The sequence below is a fragment of the Micromonospora sp. NPDC049240 genome (assembly GCF_040647835.1).
Taxonomy (GTDB): domain Bacteria; phylum Actinomycetota; class Actinomycetes; order Mycobacteriales; family Micromonosporaceae; genus Micromonospora.
This window is the reverse complement of record NZ_JBEZCX010000010.1, coordinates 21,238-38,322: the sequence shown is the minus strand read 5'-3', so window position 1 is coordinate 38,322 and position 17,085 is coordinate 21,238. Positions and strand designations below refer to the sequence as shown.

Annotated in this window: 15 protein-coding genes; 8 read left to right on the top strand and 7 right to left on the bottom strand. The window is 72.4% G+C overall.

The genetic code is table 11. The features are described 5' to 3' along the window. Positions 1-55: 55 nt before the first annotated feature. The 3 genes from AB0B02_RS16820 to AB0B02_RS16810 form a co-directional block, all read right to left on the bottom strand. Entirely contained in the window at positions 56-1,351 is a 1,296-nt protein-coding gene (locus AB0B02_RS16820; RefSeq protein ID WP_281936275.1) for a dicarboxylate/amino acid:cation symporter, read from the bottom strand. Positions 1,352-1,615: 264 nt separating this feature from the next. Further along, the gene (locus AB0B02_RS16815; protein WP_357301034.1) at positions 1,616-2,248 is read right to left on the bottom strand and encodes a DUF998 domain-containing protein; all 633 of its coding nucleotides are present in this window, start codon (positions 2,246-2,248) and stop codon (positions 1,616-1,618) included. Further along, positions 2,241-3,206, bottom strand: a complete 966-nt coding sequence (locus AB0B02_RS16810; RefSeq protein ID WP_357301032.1) for a glutathione S-transferase C-terminal domain-containing protein — start codon at positions 3,204-3,206, stop codon at positions 2,241-2,243. Before AB0B02_RS16810 ends, AB0B02_RS16815 begins: the two co-directional genes overlap by 8 nt. Positions 3,207-3,318: 112 nt before the next feature. Here AB0B02_RS16810 and pcaF point away from each other — a divergent pair, with 112 nt between their 5' ends. From pcaF to AB0B02_RS16790, 4 genes are all read left to right on the top strand, one after another. Next, a complete protein-coding gene (gene pcaF / locus AB0B02_RS16805) occupies positions 3,319-4,524 on the top strand; it encodes a 3-oxoadipyl-CoA thiolase (protein WP_357301030.1) in 1,206 nt (401 codons plus the stop codon). A 116-nt stretch (positions 4,525-4,640) separates the two neighbouring features. Next, positions 4,641-5,459 (top strand): SAM-dependent methyltransferase, encoded by an 819-nt coding sequence (locus AB0B02_RS16800; RefSeq protein ID WP_281935601.1) that lies wholly within the window; start codon positions 4,641-4,643, stop codon positions 5,457-5,459. Between the two features lie 6 nt (positions 5,460-5,465). Then, positions 5,466-7,610, top strand: a complete 2,145-nt coding sequence (locus tag AB0B02_RS16795) for an EAL domain-containing protein (RefSeq protein WP_357301027.1) — start codon at positions 5,466-5,468, stop codon at positions 7,608-7,610. A gap of 91 nt (positions 7,611-7,701) precedes the next feature. Next, positions 7,702-8,202 (top strand): DUF456 domain-containing protein, encoded by a 501-nt coding sequence (locus AB0B02_RS16790; RefSeq protein ID WP_107156000.1) that lies wholly within the window; start codon positions 7,702-7,704, stop codon positions 8,200-8,202. Between the two features lie 56 nt (positions 8,203-8,258). On the opposite strand, the gene AB0B02_RS16785 is transcribed toward AB0B02_RS16790, so the two are convergent. Continuing rightward, complete coding sequence (locus tag AB0B02_RS16785; protein ID WP_281935597.1) at positions 8,259-9,140, bottom strand: glycosyltransferase family 8 protein; 882 nt, start codon at positions 9,138-9,140, stop codon at positions 8,259-8,261. 348 nt (positions 9,141-9,488) lie between these two features. On the opposite strand from AB0B02_RS16785, the gene AB0B02_RS16780 reads away from it, so the two are divergent. Then, the gene (locus AB0B02_RS16780) at positions 9,489-11,060 is read left to right on the top strand and encodes an amino acid permease (RefSeq protein ID WP_281935595.1); all 1,572 of its coding nucleotides are present in this window, start codon (positions 9,489-9,491) and stop codon (positions 11,058-11,060) included. A gap of 349 nt (positions 11,061-11,409) precedes the next feature. Here the strand turns inward: AB0B02_RS16780 and AB0B02_RS16775 are convergent, their stop codons facing one another. Then, positions 11,410-11,604 (bottom strand): DUF397 domain-containing protein, encoded by a 195-nt coding sequence (locus AB0B02_RS16775; protein ID WP_281935593.1) that lies wholly within the window; start codon positions 11,602-11,604, stop codon positions 11,410-11,412. Beyond that, the gene (locus AB0B02_RS16770) at positions 11,595-12,395 is read right to left on the bottom strand and encodes a helix-turn-helix transcriptional regulator (protein ID WP_357301023.1); all 801 of its coding nucleotides are present in this window, start codon (positions 12,393-12,395) and stop codon (positions 11,595-11,597) included. The genes AB0B02_RS16775 and AB0B02_RS16770 overlap by 10 nt, the downstream gene beginning before the upstream one ends. A gap of 263 nt (positions 12,396-12,658) precedes the next feature. Between AB0B02_RS16770 and AB0B02_RS16765 the strand changes: the two genes are divergently transcribed. After that, on the top strand, positions 12,659-12,883 hold the full coding sequence (locus tag AB0B02_RS16765; protein WP_308447815.1) for a flavin reductase: 225 nt from the start codon (positions 12,659-12,661) through the stop codon (positions 12,881-12,883). Positions 12,884-12,914: 31 nt separating this feature from the next. Here the strand turns inward: AB0B02_RS16765 and AB0B02_RS16760 are convergent, their stop codons facing one another. Beyond that, positions 12,915-14,099, bottom strand: coding sequence for a PQQ-dependent sugar dehydrogenase (locus tag AB0B02_RS16760; RefSeq protein WP_281935589.1), 1,185 nt, complete (start codon positions 14,097-14,099; stop codon positions 12,915-12,917). 87 nt (positions 14,100-14,186) lie between these two features. Here AB0B02_RS16760 and AB0B02_RS16755 point away from each other — a divergent pair, with 87 nt between their 5' ends. Together AB0B02_RS16755 and AB0B02_RS16750 are read left to right on the top strand one after the other, a co-directional pair. Continuing rightward, the gene (locus AB0B02_RS16755) at positions 14,187-15,551 is read left to right on the top strand and encodes a glutamine synthetase family protein (protein WP_281935588.1); all 1,365 of its coding nucleotides are present in this window, start codon (positions 14,187-14,189) and stop codon (positions 15,549-15,551) included. 173 nt (positions 15,552-15,724) lie between these two features. Continuing rightward, on the top strand, positions 15,725-17,080 hold the full coding sequence (locus tag AB0B02_RS16750) for an aldehyde dehydrogenase family protein (protein WP_357301020.1): 1,356 nt from the start codon (positions 15,725-15,727) through the stop codon (positions 17,078-17,080). Positions 17,081-17,085: the final 5 nt, after the last annotated feature.

Below are 17,085 nucleotides of genomic sequence, written 5' to 3'. Positions count from 1 at the left end.
TCCGGTCAGGGCGACGGGTGCGTCCCCGGCCGGGAACGCACCCGTCGGGCGTGGATCAGGCGGGTACGGGGGCGAGCCGCTCGTTCTCGCGCTCGGCGGGCTCGACCGGCTCGATCAGGTCGCGCCGGCCGGCCGAGTCGTACGCGGCCCGGTCGAGCGTGCCCTCGCGGGCGGCCACGATGGTCGGCACCACGGCCTGTCCGGCCACGTTCGTCGCGGTCCGCATCATGTCCAGGATCGGGTCGATGGCCAGCAGCAGACCGGCGCCGGCCAGCGGCAGGCCCAGCGTGCTCAGGGTCAGCGTGAGCATCACGATCGCGCCGGTCAGGCCGGCGGTGGCGGCCGAGCCGACCACCGACACGAACGCGATCAGCAGGTAGTCGGTGACGCCCAGGTCCACGCCGAACACCTGCGCCACGAAGATCGCGGCGAGCGCCGGGTAGATCGCGGCGCAGCCGTCCATCTTCGTGGTGGCGCCGAACGGCACCGCGAAGGAGGCGTACTCGCGGGGGACGCCGAGGCGCTCCACCGCACGCTGGGTCACCGGCATGGTGCCCACCGAGGAACGGGACACGAAGGCCAGCTCGATGGCGGGCCAGGCGCCGGCGAAGAAGCGCAGCGGGTTGAGCCGGCCGGCGGCGACCAGCAGCACCGGGTAGACCACGAACATCACCAGCGCGCAGCCGACGTAGACGGCGGTGGTGAACTTGGCGAGCGGGGCCAGCAGGTCCCAGCCGTACGAGGCGACGGCGTTGCCGATCAGGCCCAGGGTGCCGATCGGGGCGAGCCGGATGACCCACCACAGCGCCTTCTGCACGATCGTCAGGACCGAGCGGTTGAGCTGCACGAACGGCTCGGCGGGCTCGCCGACCAGCAGCGCGGCGGCGCCCACCACCAGGGCGAGGAAGACGATCTGGAGCACGTTGCCCTCGACGAACGCGCCGACCGGGTTGGTGGGCACGATGCCGGTGAGGAAGTCGATCCAGGAGCCGGTGGTCTTCGGCGCGTTGGCGCCGGCCGGGTCCAGGTTCACGCCGCGACCGGGGTCGGTGAGCAGGCCCAGGCCGATGCCGATGCTCACCGCGATCAGCGCGGTGATGCCGAACCAGAGCAGCGTCTTGAGCGCCAGCCGGGCGGCGTTGGCGACGCCGCGCAGGCTGACCACGCTGACCACGATGGCGGTGAAGACCAGTGGCGGCACGGCCAGCTTGAGGAGCTGGACGAAGAGACCGCCGACGGTGTCGAGCGTGCTGGTCAGCCAGGCGAGGTCGTTGGCGCGGGCGAGGAAGCCCAGCGCCACGCCGAGCACGAGGCCGAGCAGGATCTGCACGGAAAAAGGGATCTTGCGCAGGGCGGAAGCCATGAGGACGGGTCCAAGGTCTGGAGAGGGAAGGGCGGGCGTCGGGAGCGGAGCTACGCCGGACAGACGCCGCTGGCCTGCCGTCGGAGGTCGACGTACAGGCGCTCGGTGAGACACCAGACATTGGTCATCGCCGAACCACGCTACTCCCGCACCCGCCCCGCCGGAAGGACCGTTCCCCGTGACGCCCCTTACAACCTGTCCTGCCGAAGGAGGGGCCCCTTTTTAACACCCGTCGGTTAGCGGGGGCCCCTTCTATCGCCCAGGCGTTAACAGGGGGCCCTTCCTTACCAGCACCACGGCGGTGGTCAGGCCCCACGCGGCGGTTGCTCCCAGCAGCACGCGCTCCAGCACGCCGACCAGCGTGCCCCGGCCGACCAGCAGCATGGCCAGCCCCACCGCGCCGGCCAGCGGCAGCGCCAGCGCCGCGCCGACCGCGGCGACCCGCCGCAGCGCCGCGCCCGCGGCCGGGCAGCACACCAGCGCCACCATCGCGAAGACCACCGCCGCGGTGGCCGCGATGCTGGCCCCGCCGTGCACCAGGTCGGCCACCGTGGCGGCCTCGAACGGCGGCAGCGGGCAGCCGGCGCTGCACGTCACCGTGCCGGAGAGCACGGTGGCGACCGCGCCGACGCCGAGCAGCACGGACGCCGCCCGCGCCACCGCCGGCAGCGCGCCGGCGAGCAGCAGCAGCGCCGCCGCCAGCGTGAAGATCCCCATCCGGTACGCCCCGGCGTACCCGCTGTCGGCGACACCGGCCTCGCTGACGTACCCGGTCGGGCCGGGGCCCGGACCGGCGACCACGGCGACCGTCACCGCGACCGCCCCGGCCAGCACGCAGGCGGCGGCCCCGGCGGCGGCGACCCGGCGCGACGCGCGCTCAGCCACGCCCGTGCGGCGTGGTCCAGCCGGCCAGGTCCGGACCGAGCGGCACGATCCGGGTCGGGTTGATCATGTCGTGGGTGGCGTAGTAGTGCCGCTTGATGTGGTCGAAGTCCACCGTCTCGCCGAAGCCCGGCGTCTGGAACAGGTCCCGCGCGTACGCCCACAGCACCGGCATCTCGGTCAGCTTCTGCCGGTTGCACTTGAAGTGCCCGTGGTACGCCACGTCGAAGCGGACCAGCGTGGTGAACAGCCGCACGTCCGCCTCGGTGATCGCGTCCCCCATCAGGTAGCGCTGCCCGGCCAGTCGCTCGCCCAGCGCGTCCAGCCGGGCGAACAGCGCGGTGTACGCCTCGTCGTACGCCGCCTGCGAGGTGGCGAAGCCGCACCGGTACACGCCGTTGTTGACGTCGGAATGGATCTCCGCCATCAGCGCGTCCAGCTCCGGCCGCAGCTCGACCGGGTAGAGGTCCGGCGCGTCCGGTGCGTGGAACCGCCGCCACTCGGTGGAGAGGTCGAGCGTGAGCTGCGGGTAGTCGTTGGTGACCACGCGCCCGGTCAGCGTGTCGACGAGCGCCGGCACGGTCACCCGGCCGGTGTAGTCCGGGTCGGTGGCCAGGTACGCCTCGGAGAGGAACCCGACGCCCAGCACCGGGTCGAAGCCGTCCGGGTCCAGCGCGAACCGCCAGCCCCGTTCGTCCCGGATCGGGTCCACGGTGCCCAGCGAGATCACCTCGTCCAGGCCGAGCAGGCCGCGCACGATCCGGGCCCGGTGCGCCCACGGGCAGGCCCGGCACCAGATCAGCCGGTACCGGCCCGGCTCCAGCGGCCAGCGGCCCTGCTCGTCCGGCCCGCCGCCGGCCGGCGAGGTGGAGTGCGGGGTGACCCGCCCGGTGAACCGGTTGGGTTGGCGGACGAAGGAACCGCCGCCACTGGTCTCTGCGCTGAACTGGGCCCCGGCCATGCCGCCAACCTATCCGCTCCGGGCGCGGATATCCTGGCGCCGTGGCACCCCGGCGCGACCCGCCGGGCCGCCGCCGACCGACCCCTTCCCACCCCCGAAGGACGTGCGCGCGATGACCGTGGCCTACCTCGTTGCCGGAGTCCGCACCCCGATCGGCCGGTACGCCGGCGCCCTCGCCGGGGTCCGCCCCGACGACCTCGCCGCGCACGTGATCCGCGAGCTGGTGGCGCGGCACCCGTCGGTCGACTGGGCCCGCACCGACGACGTGATCCTCGGCTGCGCCAACCAGGCCGGCGAGGACAACCGCAACGTGGCCCGGATGGCCGCGCTGCTCGGCGGCCTGCCGGCGGAGGTGCCGGGCAGCACGGTCAACCGGCTCTGCGGCTCCGGCCTGGACGCGCTCGCCGCCGCCGCCCGCGCCATCGTCGCCGGGGACGCCGACCTGGTGGTGGCCGGCGGCGTGGAGAGCATGAGCCGCGCGCCGTTCGTGATGCCCAAGGCGACCACGCCGTTCGCCCGCACCGCCGAGGTCTACGACACCACCATCGGCTGGCGGCTGGTCAACCCGCTGATGGAGCGCGGCTGGGGCATCGACTCGATGCCGGAGACGGCGGAGAACGTGGCCGCCGAGTTCGGCGTGGACCGCGCCGCGCAGGACGCGTTCGCGTACCGCTCGCAGCAGCGGGCCGCCAAGGCGCAGGCCGACGGCCGGCTGGCCGAGGAGATCGTCGGCGTGACCGTGCCGGCCGGCAAGCGGGAGACGAAGCTCGTCGAGGTCGACGAGCACCCGCGGGAGACCACGCCGGAGAAGCTGGCCGCGCTGCCCACCCCGTTCCGCGCCGGCGGCACGGTGACCGCCGGCAACTCCTCCGGCGTCAACGACGGCGCGGTGGCGCTGCTGGTCGCCTCCGCGGCCGCCGTCGAGCGCCACGGCCTCACCCCGCTGGCCCGGGTACGCGGCGCGGCGGCGGCCGGCGTACCGCCACGGATCATGGGGATCGGGCCGGTCCCGGCGACCCGGAAGCTGCTCGACCGCCAGGGCCTCACGCTGGCCGACGTCGACGTGATCGAGCTGAACGAGGCGTTCGCCGCGCAGTCCGTGGCGGTGCTGCGTGAGCTGGGCCTGCCGGAGGACGCCGAGCACGTCAACCCGAACGGCGGGGCCATCGCGCTGGGCCACCCGCTCGGCGCCAGTGGCGCCCGGCTGGCGTTGACCGCCGCGCTGGAGCTGCGCCGCCGGGGTGGTCGGCGGGCCCTCGCCACCATGTGCGTCGGCGTCGGGCAGGGCATCTCGCTGCTGCTGGAGTCGGCCGGCTGAGCGCGAGCGGCGGCATCGCCAGAAGTGGATCTCCCGTTGCCGGTCCGGCGCGCATAGAGTGGGCTGGACCACATGATCCGCCGCACCAGGCGGGTGACGACCGGGGAGATCGCACGATGCAGACGTCGGACGGACCTCCCGCCGGGATCGACCTGAGCCGGCCCAGCGCCGCCCGGGTCTACGACTACTTCCTCGGCGGGGCGCACAACTTCGAGATCGACCGGCAGCTCGCCGAGCAGATCGCGGCCATGACGCCGAACCTGGCGGCCACCATGCGCTCCGGCCGGGAGTTCCTGCGCCGGGCGGTGCGGGTGCTGCTCGACGCCGGCATCGACCAGTTCCTCGACATCGGCTCCGGCATCCCCACCGTCGGCAACGTGCACGAGGTCGCCCAGGCCGCGAACCCCGAGGCCCGGATCGTCTACGTCGACATCGACCCGGTGGCGGTGGCGCACAGCCACGAGTTGCTGGCCGGCAACGACCGGGCCACCGCGCTCCTGGCCGACCTGCGCGAGCCGAAGCTGATCCTGGACCAGGCCCGAGCCGGCGGCCTGATCGACTTCGACCGGCCACTGGGCATCCTGCTCGCCGGCGTGGTGCACTTCGTGCCGGACGCCGACCGCCCGGCCGACATCCTGGCCACCCTGCGGGCCGCCGCCGCGCCGGGCAGTTTCCTGGTCGTCTCGCACTCCACCTTCGAGGACCAGCCGCAGGAGATGCTGGACGCGCAGCGGCTGTCGGCGCGTACCGCCACCGAGATCACGCTCCGCTCGCGGGCCGAGATCACCGGCTTCTTCGGTGACTGGACGATCCTCGAACCGGGTGTGGTGCACATGCCGCTCTGGCGGCCCGACTCGCCCTCGGACGTGGACGAGCACCCGGAACGTTTCGGGGCGTTCGGCGGCGTCGCCCGGTACGACCGCGCTGCCGGGTGAGCCGACGTGCCCGCCCCGGAGCCCGTCGGGGATGACTTCAGCCGTCCCGGCGCCACGGCGTACGCCGCCGAGTGGGCCCGGGCGGTGCGGCGCATCGGTTTCGTGCCGCTGAGCGCGGCCGAGACCGAGCGCCTGTTGGTGTCGCTCACCGAGCGGCTGGCCCGCGCGTTGCGGGCGCCCGCCTTCTCCGCCCGACCGGCGGAGGAGGTGGGGCAGGCCCTGGTGGAGGCGCACCTGACCGAGCCCGGCGTGCTCGACTGGTCGGTGCAGGCGCTCGGCGACCGGTTCCTGCCCTGGGTGCTGCCGGCCCGCGAGGATCTGCCCGAGCTGCGGGAACGGATCGCCTCGTTGCAGGGCGCGGTCGCCGCCGGGTTCAGCCGGGCGCTGCGGGACCGGGTGTTCAGCCAGCAGGAACGGATCGCCCGCTCCGCCTGGCAGGCCCGGGACGCCGTCGAGCAGGCGTTGCGGGACAGCGAGGCGCGGTTCCGGGCGGTCTTCACCGGCGCCGCCATCGGCATCGGCATCGCCGGTGTGGACGGGCACATCATCGAGGTCAACCAGTCCTTCGCGGACATGCTCGGCTACACGGTCGCGGAGATGCGGCAGATGAACGTGTCCGCGCTGGCCCACGCCGACGACGCGGCCGGCATGTGGGAGCTCTACCAGGAGCTGGTCGAGGGCAAGCGGGACAGCGCCCGGGTGGAGAAGCGCTACTACCGCAAGGACGGCAGCGTGGTCTGGACCGACCTGGCCGTGTCGCTGATCCGGTACGACGACGGCCGCCCCCGGTTCACCGTCGCCATGATCGAGGACATCACCCAGCGGTACGAGTTGCAGCAGCGGCTGCGTTTCCAGGCGCTGCACGACCCGCTGACCGGCCTGCCCAACCGGACGCTGTTCTTCGAGACGCTCGGTGGCGTCTTCGCCGCGGCCGGGCCCGAGCAGCGCGTCGGGCTCTGCTTCATCGACCTGGACGGGTTCAAGGCGGTCAACGACAGCCTCGGCCACGACCTCGGTGACCGGCTGCTCCAGGTGATCGCCCGACGGCTCAGCGACTGCGTGGCCGGCCGTGGGCACCTGGTGGCCCGGATGGGCGGCGACGAGTTCGTCATCCTGGTCGACTCCGGCGGCGGTCTCGACGACGCGGTGGAGGTGGCCGAGCTGGCGCTCGCGGCGGTCTCCGCCCCGGTGCACGTCGCCGACCAGCAGCTCGCGGTCTCGGCCAGCATCGGCATCGTGGACTGCCCGGCGGCGGAGACCAGCGCCGGCGAGTTGATGAAGGCCGCCGACACCACGCTCTACTGGGCCAAGGCCGAGGGGCGGGGCCGCTGGGCGGTGTACGACCCGGAGCGCAGCGCCGCCGACATCGCCCGGTCGGCGCTGGCCGCCAACCTGCCCGCCGCGTTGGACCGGGGCGAGTTCGTGCTGCACTACCAGCCGATCGTGTCGCTGTTGGACGGCACCATGGTGGCGGTCGAGGCGCTGGTCCGCTGGCAGCACCCGGAGCTGGGGCTGCTCGGGCCGGACCGCTTCATCGGCCTGGCCGAGGAGACCGGCCTGATCGTCCGGCTCGGCGCCTGGGTGCTGCGCCAGGCGTGCCGGGACGCCGAGTCGTGGCGGCGCGCCTTCGGTGAGTCGAAGCCGGTGGTCAGCGTCAACCTGGCCGCCCGGCAGGCCGACGACCCGGCCATCGTGGAGACCGTGGCGGAGGCGTTGCAGCACACCGGCCTCCCCGCCGAGCTGCTCCAGCTCGAACTGACCGAGAGCGCGGTGATGGGCAGCGCGGGTGAGCCGCTGCGCGCCCTGCACCAGCTTGCCGACCTCGGGTTGCGGTTGGCCATCGACGACTTCGGCACCGGCTACTCGAACCTGGCGTACCTGCGCCGGCTGCCGATCCACTGCGTGAAGCTGGCCGGCCCGTTCGTCGAGGGCATCCGCGGTGACGGCGCGGTCGCCGACCACCGCGACGAGCGGATCGTCGACGCGCTGGTCCGGTTGGCGCACGCGTTGGAGCTGTCGGTCACGGCCGAGGCGGTGGAGACCGAGGTGCAGGCCGAGCGGCTGCGGGCGTTGCGCTGCGACACCGGCCAGGGCCGCTGGTTCGGCGCCCCGATGCCCGCCGACGCCATCCGCGCCCGCCTGGCGGGGTAAGGAAGGGCCCCCGCTCAACGCCTCCGCTAGAGAAGGGGCCCCCGCTTAACATCTCGGTTTACGCACCGCCCGCGCAGAGAAGAGAGAACTCGTGAGTCTGACCGATTCGCAGGCCGTGGTGTCGGTGGTCGCCGCGCTGGCGATCCTGGCCGGGCTGGCCGGCGTGGTGGTGCCCGGCCTGCCGGCGCTGCCGCTGTGCTGGGGCGGCGTGCTGGTGTGGGCGCTGTTCGGCGACGCCGGCCCGGGCCGCTGGGCGGTGCTCGCCGCGGCGACCGTGGTCGCCGCCGGTGGCACCGTGGTCAAGTACCTCTGGCCGGGGCGGAACCTGAAGCGCACCGGTGTGCCCACCCGGTCGCTGCTGGCCGGCGCGCTGCTCGGCGTGGTCGGGTTCTTCGTCATCCCGGTGGTCGGGCTGCCGATCGGCTTCATCGCCGGGATCTGGGGCGCGGAGCTGCTGCGGCTGGGCAGCAACCGGCTGGCCTGGCCGGCCACCGTGCAGGCGCTCAAGGCGGCCGGCCTGTCCATGCTCGTCGAGTTCATGGCGGGCATGGTGATCGCCGCGCTCTGGGTGGCGGGCCTGCTGTTCGCCTGAGGCACGACACCCGCCACCGCGCGGCGGTCCTGGTCAGGGTTGGGGCGAAGCGTTCGTCACCGGCGGGAAGCGGTGAGTGATCCCGCCCGGGGCCGGGCGGTGACCAGATCGGTGCGACGACGGTGCCTGCGGTAGAGCTGCCGGAACACGCCGTCCGGGAAGGCCGGATGCCAGGGCTTCACCGGGCCGGCGAAGTGGATGATGGACGCGTCCGTGATGCTCCCGCCGACGGTCGGGTCGAGCCGCCACGCCATCATGTGGTTCCAGCGCTTGGGGAGCCGGGTCCACCGGCCGTAGACCGCGTGGTTGAGCGCGTCCTGGTCCGGGAAACGCGCCTCGTGGGCGTGGCGGGCGATGTAGTCGAGCGCCGCGGCGGTGATCTCGAGTTCCCGCCACCGTGGCACGTCGATGAGCAGCACCCCGGAGTTCAGGTACGGCGCCTGGGCGTCGAGGTCCCGGTAGCCGTAGATGCCGGGCAGGCCGCCGTTGTCGATGAGCCGGCGGGTGAACGCGTCCCGGACCGCGCCGACCGGCGTGTCGCCCAGGTCGACGTCGCGCAACGGCGCCAGGGAGCCGGTGCAGAGCACGTCGGAGTCGAGGTAGAGCAGCCGGTCGACGCCCGGGGGCAGGGAGTGCGGGATCAGCAGCCGCAGGTACATGGCGGCGGAGAGGTAGCTCAGGTGGGGCTCGCGGGATCCGGGCAGGCGGATCGGAGGCGGGTCCACGGTCAGGAAGGTGACGGTGGCGTGCCGGGCCGCCCGGGTCAGCGAGGCCCGGGCCTGCTCGGTGACGTCGTCGTCGGCGGCCAGCCAGAACCGCAGCGGTTCGGTCGGCATCTGGGCGGCGACGGTGGACATCACGACCGCCGCGTGCGGGGCGTAGGTGGCATCGAAGGCCAGTGCGCAGTCCAGGATTACCTCCTCGGTCGGGGTGGACACCTGTCAATTTACAACGTTGTATACGTGTCGACAACCAGGGCCCCTGCGCCGGTTCGAGAGACGTGGCCTTCCCGGGCTGATGGTGACCGTCGGGTCGGGAGGGAGCGGCGGCGCGGGCGTCCGGGGGTACGGCGAGAGGCCGTACTTCAGTGAGAGAGAGGTGGACGCCGCGCGCCGCCGCGGACCGGGCGTTGCCGAGCGCCCGGTGCCGGCCCGTCGGGTCGGGCCTGGTCACAGCTCCAAGGATGCCCCGGTCCGGGAGCCGGGACAACGCATTTAACCGGTACGCGTATTGACCACCTTGATCGGCGGGAGCAGACTGCGAGCACTCGCCCGAGGAGGTGTGCAGTGGCCACGACGCCCGCGCCGACCGCCGAGCAGCCGATGGACGACGACGCCCGACGACTCGCCGAACTCGGCTACAAACAGGAGCTGCGCCGCAAGTGGAGCGGCTTCTCCAACTTCGCCATCTCGTTCTCGATCATCTCGATCCTGGCCGGCTGCTTCACCACGTTCGGTCAGGCGTGGAACAACGGCGGCCCGGTGGCCGTGTCCTGGGGTTGGCCGCTGATCTCGATGTTCATCCTGGTCATCGGGTTCTGCATGGCCGAGCTGGTCTCCGCCTACCCGACCGCGGGCGGGATCTACTGGTGGGCGGCGACCATGGGTCGGCCGGTGCACGGCTGGTTCACCGGCTGGCTCAACCTGATCGGGCTGGTCGCGGTCACCGCCTCGGTCGACTACGGCTGCGCCACGTTCCTCAACCTGACGCTGTCGGCGCTCGTCGACGGCTGGGCCGGCACCGGCCAGCAGACGTTCGGGCTGTTCGTGGTGATCCTCGCGCTGCACGGCCTGATCAACATCTACGGGCACCGCATCATCGACGTACTCCAGAACGTCTCGGTCTGGTGGCACGTGGCCGGCGCGGCCGTGGTGGTGCTGATCCTGGTCCTGGTTCCGGACGAGCACCAGAGCTTCCAGTTCGTGTTCACCGAGCGGTTCAACAACTCCGGCTTCGGCGACGGGGACACCGGCGGGTTGACGTTCTGGTTCTACGTGCTGCCGCTGGGTTTCCTGCTCACGCAGTACACGATCACCGGCTTCGATGCCTGCGCGCACGTCTCCGAGGAGACCCGGGGCGCGTCCAAGGCCGCCGCGCAGGGACTGTGGCGGTCGATCTTCTACTCCGCCGTCGGCGGCTGGATCCTGCTGCTCGCGTTCCTGTTCGCCGCCACCGACGTGGACGCGATCAACTCCGCGGGCGGCTTCTCCGGGGCGATCTTCGAGACGGCGCTGACCCCGTTCTTCTTCAAGGTGGTCATCATCATCTCCACCATCGGGCAGTTCTTCTGCGGGATGAGCTGCGTGACCTCGATGTCGCGGATGGCGTACGCGTTCAGCCGGGACCGGGCGGTGCCGGGCTGGCGGCTCTGGTCGAAGGTCAACCGCAACGGTACGCCGGTCAACGCCATCATCGGCGCCACGCTGGCCGGGCTGGTGCTCACGCTGCCCGCGCTCTACCAGCGCGGCGGCATCCCGGTCGCGTTCTACGCGGTGGTGTCGGTGGCGGTGATCGGGCTCTACCTGTCGTTCATCATCCCGATCTTCCTGCGGCTGCGGATGGGGGACCGGTTCGTCCCGGGCCCGTGGACGCTCGGCCGCCGTTACCGGCTGCTCGGCTGGATCGCGGTGGTGGAGATCGCCGTCATCTCGGTCTACTTCGTGCTGCCGATCGTCCCGGCCGGCGTGCCGGGTCATCCCGACTTCTCCTGGACGGCGGTGAACTACGCGCCGCTGGCGGTGGGCGGGGTGCTGCTCGGCGTCGCGATCTGGTGGTACGCCTCGGCCCGCACCTGGTTCACCGGCCCCCGCCGAACGGTCGAGGAGCTGCCCGCCGACACCCCCACCCCACCCTCCTGACCAACACCCCGGCACCCGCCCCCTCGGCCCTCGGCCCCTCGGCGTCGATCATGAGGTTGGCGGCAGTTGTGGATCTCCAAACCACCGTCAACCTCATGATCACCCGCTTGTCGTCCGGAAGGGTGGGCGGGTTGAGCCGACCCGGCCGAGATCTTGGAAGGAGATGGCCCCTGGAGGGGCACCTTCCTTCCAAGATCTCTTCGACTCCCGGCATGCGAGAGGGATCGTCCGCCACGTGGGAGCGGTGCGTCGGTTGGTCGACGCCGGTGGAACGCCATGGCTGTCAAAACGTGCCTGAGACAGCCATGGCGTTCCACCGACGCGGCGGTGGACCCTGTGGGTTCCGCGATCAGGGGGCGGTGGGGAACTGCCGGGTCAGGGTGATGAACGAGCGCCACGATGACGGGGTGACGTGGAGGGTGCCGCCGTCGCGGTCCTTCGTGTCACGTACCAGCACCACGCCCGGCAGGTTGGCCGCCACCTCGACGCAGTCCGTGTTGCCGCTGCGGGTCGCCTTGTGCCAGGTCGCGTCGCTCAGATCCATGACGTCACCACCTCTTTCAGGAGTTCGATCGACTGCCGGCGGGGCAATGCTTCGCTCCGAATCATCTCCCACCGTGACAGAAGAGTAGCCACGTCGGCATCGCCGTCGATCACGCTCGTGGTGAGCTGACACTCCATGCTGGCGACCCAGCCGCCCTCCTCGCCTCGGGCCAGGGTGAACGGACCGGACATGCCGATGTGCAGCCCGACGTGCAGTGGAAGGACGTGGATGCTGATGTGCGGACGCTCCGCACATGCGATCAGGTGCTCGATCTGCTGGGACAGCAGGCCCCGGAAGCTCTCGTCGGGTCGGTGCAACACGCCTTCGTCGAACACGACCACGAGCTGCGGCGGGTTCTCCTGTCGCAGCGCGTCCTGGCGATCCATCCGCGCCGTCACCCGACGATCCACCTCGGTGTCGGTGAGCAGACCGTCGCACCGAATGACTGCGCGGGCGTAGTTCTCGGTCTGGAGTAGGGCCGGGATGAGCGTCGGATGGAAACACCGAAGCTGTCGAGCGCTGCGCTCCGCGTCGAGCCACGGCCTGAGCCACGACGGCAGACCGTCTCGCTCGGCAATCTTGAGCAGGGCGACAAGCAGGCCGCCGGAGTTCAGCACCTCGTCGGCGCGTGCCAGAAAGAGGCGATCGTACGGACGGCCGCCGGTCTCGACGGCCGACACCATCGAGGCGGAGTAGTGCACCAGCCTGCCGAACTCCTCCTGACTGAGACCGGCCGCGTTCCGCAGCCGGCGGATCTGTGCCCGGATCAACTCCGCTGTCGGCTCTGCCACAGTTCCTCCACAGATCTGATCCGAGGTGCACTCGGCATCCGCTGACCGTCCCGCGCCCGCACAGGGGCTTCGTGACCAGGCTCGATGCCTTCCGACCGTAGCGGTGTGCTCAGCAGACTGTCACGTAGGCGGATCCGCTCGCCGCAGACGGGCGCGGGCGGGTTCCAGCCCGGGGCCGCCCGGTTCCGACGATTCGCCGGGCGGCCCCCTCCACACGAACCACCAGGAGGCCGATGGTGACGGGTCGCCGACGGGTGCCGCACGTGCCCACGCGCCCGCTGTGGCGGTGCCGCAACTGCGGCGCGGAGTGGCCCTGTCAGCCGGCGCGGCTGTCGCTGCTCGTCGAGTACCGGGGTGACCGCGTCGGGCTGCTGTTCCACCTGGGCGGCCTGATGGCCGAGGCGCACGAACACCTCGCCCGGCTGAACCCGGACCATGTGCCGGACCTGCACCGCCGCTTCCTGGCCTGGGCGCGGGCGCGTGGCTGACGCCGTGGGCGGCTGTCCGCGTACCGCTGGGTCAGGGTGTGGGTTGGCGGTGGGTGAGCGGGAAGCGGAGGACGCGGTCGTCGTCGGCCGCCGGTGGGACGTTGCGCGGCTCGCGGTTGCTGGTGGTCACCCAGAGCGCGCCGTCCGGGGCGACCGCGACGGTACGCAGGCGGCCGAACGTCCCGACCAGCTCCGCCACCGGTACGCCGACCGTGCCGTCGTGGTCGACCGGCACCGCCCAGAGTCGGGTACCGCGCAGCGCGGCCACGTAGAGCGTGCCCCGGGCGAACGCCGCGCCGCTCGGGGACGCCTGTGCCGGCGGCCAGACCACGACCGGGTCCCGGAAGCGGGGGTCGCCGGCGACGCCCTCCACGATCGGCCAGCCGTAGTTGCCGCCCGGCACGATCCGGTTCACCTCGTCCCAGGTGTTCTGCCCGAACTCGGTGGCGAACAGCCGGCCGTGCCGGTCCCAGGCCAGCCCCTGCACGTTGCGGTGGCCGTAGCTGTAGACCGGCGAGCCGGGGAACGGGTTGTCCGCCGGCACGCCGCCGTCCGGGCGGATCCGCAGGATCTTGCCGTTGCGGCTGGTCAGGTCCTGGGCGCGGGCCGGGACTCCGGCGTCGCCGACGCCGGCGTAGAGCAGCCCGTCGGGGCCGAACGCGATTCGCCCGCCGTCGTGGAACGTGGCCCGGGGGATGCCGCTGAGCAGCACCTGCGGGACCGGCGTGGCGGCCAGCCGGAACCGGACCACGCGGAGGTCGGTGGCGGTGGTGTAGGCGGCGTACACCCAGCCGTCCCGCCGGTAGGTGGGGGAGACGGCGAGCCCGAGCAGGCCCGCCTCGCCGCCGGCGACCACGTCGGCGATCCGGGCCACCTGCTGCGCGGGCCGGCCGGGGCGGACCCGCAGGATGGTGCCCGGGTCCCGCTGGGCGACCAGGGCACTGCCGTCGGGCAGGAAGTCCAGCCCCCAGGGCACCACCAACCCGGTGGCGACCACCTGCGGGTTCGTCAGGTCGTAGCCGGTCGCCGGCCGCCGGGGGCGGCTGACGTGCCGCTCCACGTCGGCCGGGCGCAGGTCGACCAGGTCCGGCTGCGGCGCCGTCTCGACGGCGGGCCGGTCGGGGGCGGCGGTGGGCTGCCGGTCGGCGCGGGCGTCGGTGGCGCCCAACCCGATCGCGAGGACGGCCACGGCGGCCGCGACGATCCGACGACGCATGTGCTCTCCCCGGTTTCGCACCCGGTCCCACCGGGGCATTGACGGTGATCCGGTTTGCCAGTAGACCTTGGTGATGGAGGCCCCCTGATGAGTAGAACGCCGTTCTCGCTGGAGCAGTTGCGGGTCGCCGTCGCCGAGGGCGAGATCGACACGGTGGTGCTCGCCCTCACCGACATGCAGGGTCGCCTCCAGGGCAAGCGGATCCACGCGCCGTTCTTCCTCGACAACGTGCTGGAGAACGGCAGCGAGGGCTGCAACTACCTGCTCGCCGTGGACGTCGACATGAACACCGTCGACGGGTACGCGATGTCGAGCTGGGAACGCGGCTACGGCGACTTCGCCATGAAGCCCGACCTGGACACGTTGCGCCGGACGCCGTGGCAGCCCGGCTCCGCGATGGTGCTGGCCGACCTGGAGTGGCTGGACGGCTCCGGCCCGGTGGTCGCCTCGCCCCGGCAGATCCTGCGCCGGCAGCTCGACCGGCTGGCCGCGCACGGGCTGACCGCGTACGCCGGCACCGAGCTGGAGTTCGTGCTCTACCGCGACTCGTACGAGGAGGCGTGGTCGCGCGGCTACCGCGACCTGACCCCGGCGAACCAGTACAACGTGGACTACTCGCTGCTCGGCACCGCCCGGGTGGAGCCGCTGCTGCGCCGCATCCGCACCGAGATGGCCGCCGCCGGGTTGACGCCGGAGAGCGCGAAGGGCGAGTGCAACCTCGGCCAGCACGAGATCGCCTTCCGGTACGACGAGGCGGTGGCCTGCGCCGACCACCACGTCGTCTACAAGAACGGGGCTAAGGAGATCGCCGCCCAGGAGGGCATGGCGATCACGTTCATGGCGAAGCCGAACGCGCGGGAGGGCAACTCCTGCCACATCCACTTCTCGCTGCGTGACGCGTCCGGCTCGTCGGCGATGCTTGGCGACGGGCCGGCGCACCTGAGCGTGACCGGGCAGCGGGTGCTGGCCGGGCTGCTCGCCACGATGCGCGAGTTCAGTCTGCTCTTCGCACCCAACATCAACTCCTACAAGCGGTACCAGCCGGGCTCGTTCGCGCCGACCGCGCTGCGCTGGGGCACCGACAACCGCACCTGCGCGCTGCGGCTGGTCGGGCACGGGCAGGGGATGCGGGTGGAGAACCGGGTGCCGGGGGCGGACGTCAACCCGTACCTGGCGATCGCCGCGCTGGTGGCCGGCGCGGTCCACGGCATCGAGCACGAGCTGGAGCTGGCCGAGGAGTGCACCGGCAACGCGTACGACGACCCGGCCGCCGAGCGGGTCCCCGGCACGCTGCGGGACGCGCTCGACCTCTGGCAGGGCTCGACGGTCGCCCCGGAGGCGTTCGGCGACGAGGTGGTCGCCCACTACGCCAACCAGGCGAAGGTCGAGCTGTCCGCCTTCGACGCCGCCGTCACGGACTGGGAGCTGACCCGTGGCTTCGAACGCCTCTGACCTCGCCCGTCGCCCCCGCCCCGCCCCCGCCCCCGTCCCTCGCCGATCTTGCACTTGCGGCCCGCTTTTCGCGGCATGAGAGGCTTTTGTCCGGGCAACATCTGCAAGATCGACGAGGCGAGAGGCGAGGGATGGCGAGGGATGGCGAGGGATGGCGAGAGGTAGGGGAGCGCGTGGGTGAGGTGATCTCGCCGGTCAGTGGGACGGCGATCGCGGAGGTGGCGTCCGCGTCCGTGGCGGAGGTGGACGCCGCGGTGACGCGGGCGGCTGCCGCGTACGAGGGGTGGCGTCGGGTGGCGCCGGGGGACCGGGCGCGGCTGCTGCGGCGGTTCGCCGCCGAGGTGGACGCGCACCTGGAGGAGCTGGCGCAGTTGGAGGTGCGCAACTCCGGCCACACCGTCGGCAACGCGCGCTGGGAGGCCGGCAACGTCCGGGACGTGCTCGACTACTACGCGGGCGCGCCGGAGCGGCTGACCGGCCGGCAGATCCCGGTGCCCGGCGGGCTCGACGTCACGTTCCACGAGCCGCTGGGCGTGGTCGGCGTGATCGTGCCGTGGAACTTCCCGATGCCGATCGCCGGCTGGGGGCTCGCCCCGGCACTGGCCGCCGGCAACACGGTGGTGCTCAAACCGGCCGAGCTGACGCCGCTGACCGCGCTGCGCCTGGCCGAGCTGGCGCTCGACGCCGGGCTGCCGGAGGGCGTGTTCACCGTGCTGCCCGGCCAGGGCGGCGTGGTCGGCGAGCGGTTCGTCACCCACCCGGCGGTCCGCAAGATCTGCTTCACCGGCTCCACCGAGGTCGGCACCCGGATCATGGCCGGTGCCGCCGACCAGGTGAAACGGGTGACGCTGGAGCTGGGCGGCAAGTCCGCGAACATCGTCTTCGCCGACGCGGACCTGGCGAAGGCGGCGGCCACCGCGCCGTCCGCGGTCTTCGACAACGCCGGCCAGGACTGCTGCGCACGCTCCCGGATCCTGGTCCAGCGTCCGGTGTACGACCGCTTCCTGGAGCTGCTCGAACCGGCCGTGCGGGCGTTCCGGGTGGAGGACCCGGCCCGCGAGACGGCCGAGATGGGGCCGCTGATCTCCGCCGCGCACCGGGACCGGGTCGCCGGGTACGTCGACGGCGCGACCGTGGCGTTCACCGGCTCCCGCCCGGACGGCCCCGGCTTCTGGTACGCCCCGACCGTGCTGCTCGCCGACTCCCCGGCGGACCGGCACTGGCGCGAGGAGATCTTCGGCCCGGTCGTCTCGGTGCTCCCGTTCGACGACGAGGCGGACGCGGTCCGGCTCGCCAACGACACCGAGTACGGCCTCTCCGGCTCGATCTGGACCCGGGACGTGGGTCGGGCCGTGCGGGTCGCCCGGGGGGTCGAGGCCGGCAACCTCAGCGTCAACTCGCACTCGTCGGTGCGCTACTGGACCCCGTTCGGCGGGATGAAGCGTTCCGGCCTCGGCCGGGAGCTGGGTCCGGACGCGCTGCACGCCTTCACCGACGTCAAGAACGTGTTCATCGGCACCGAGGAGTGATCACA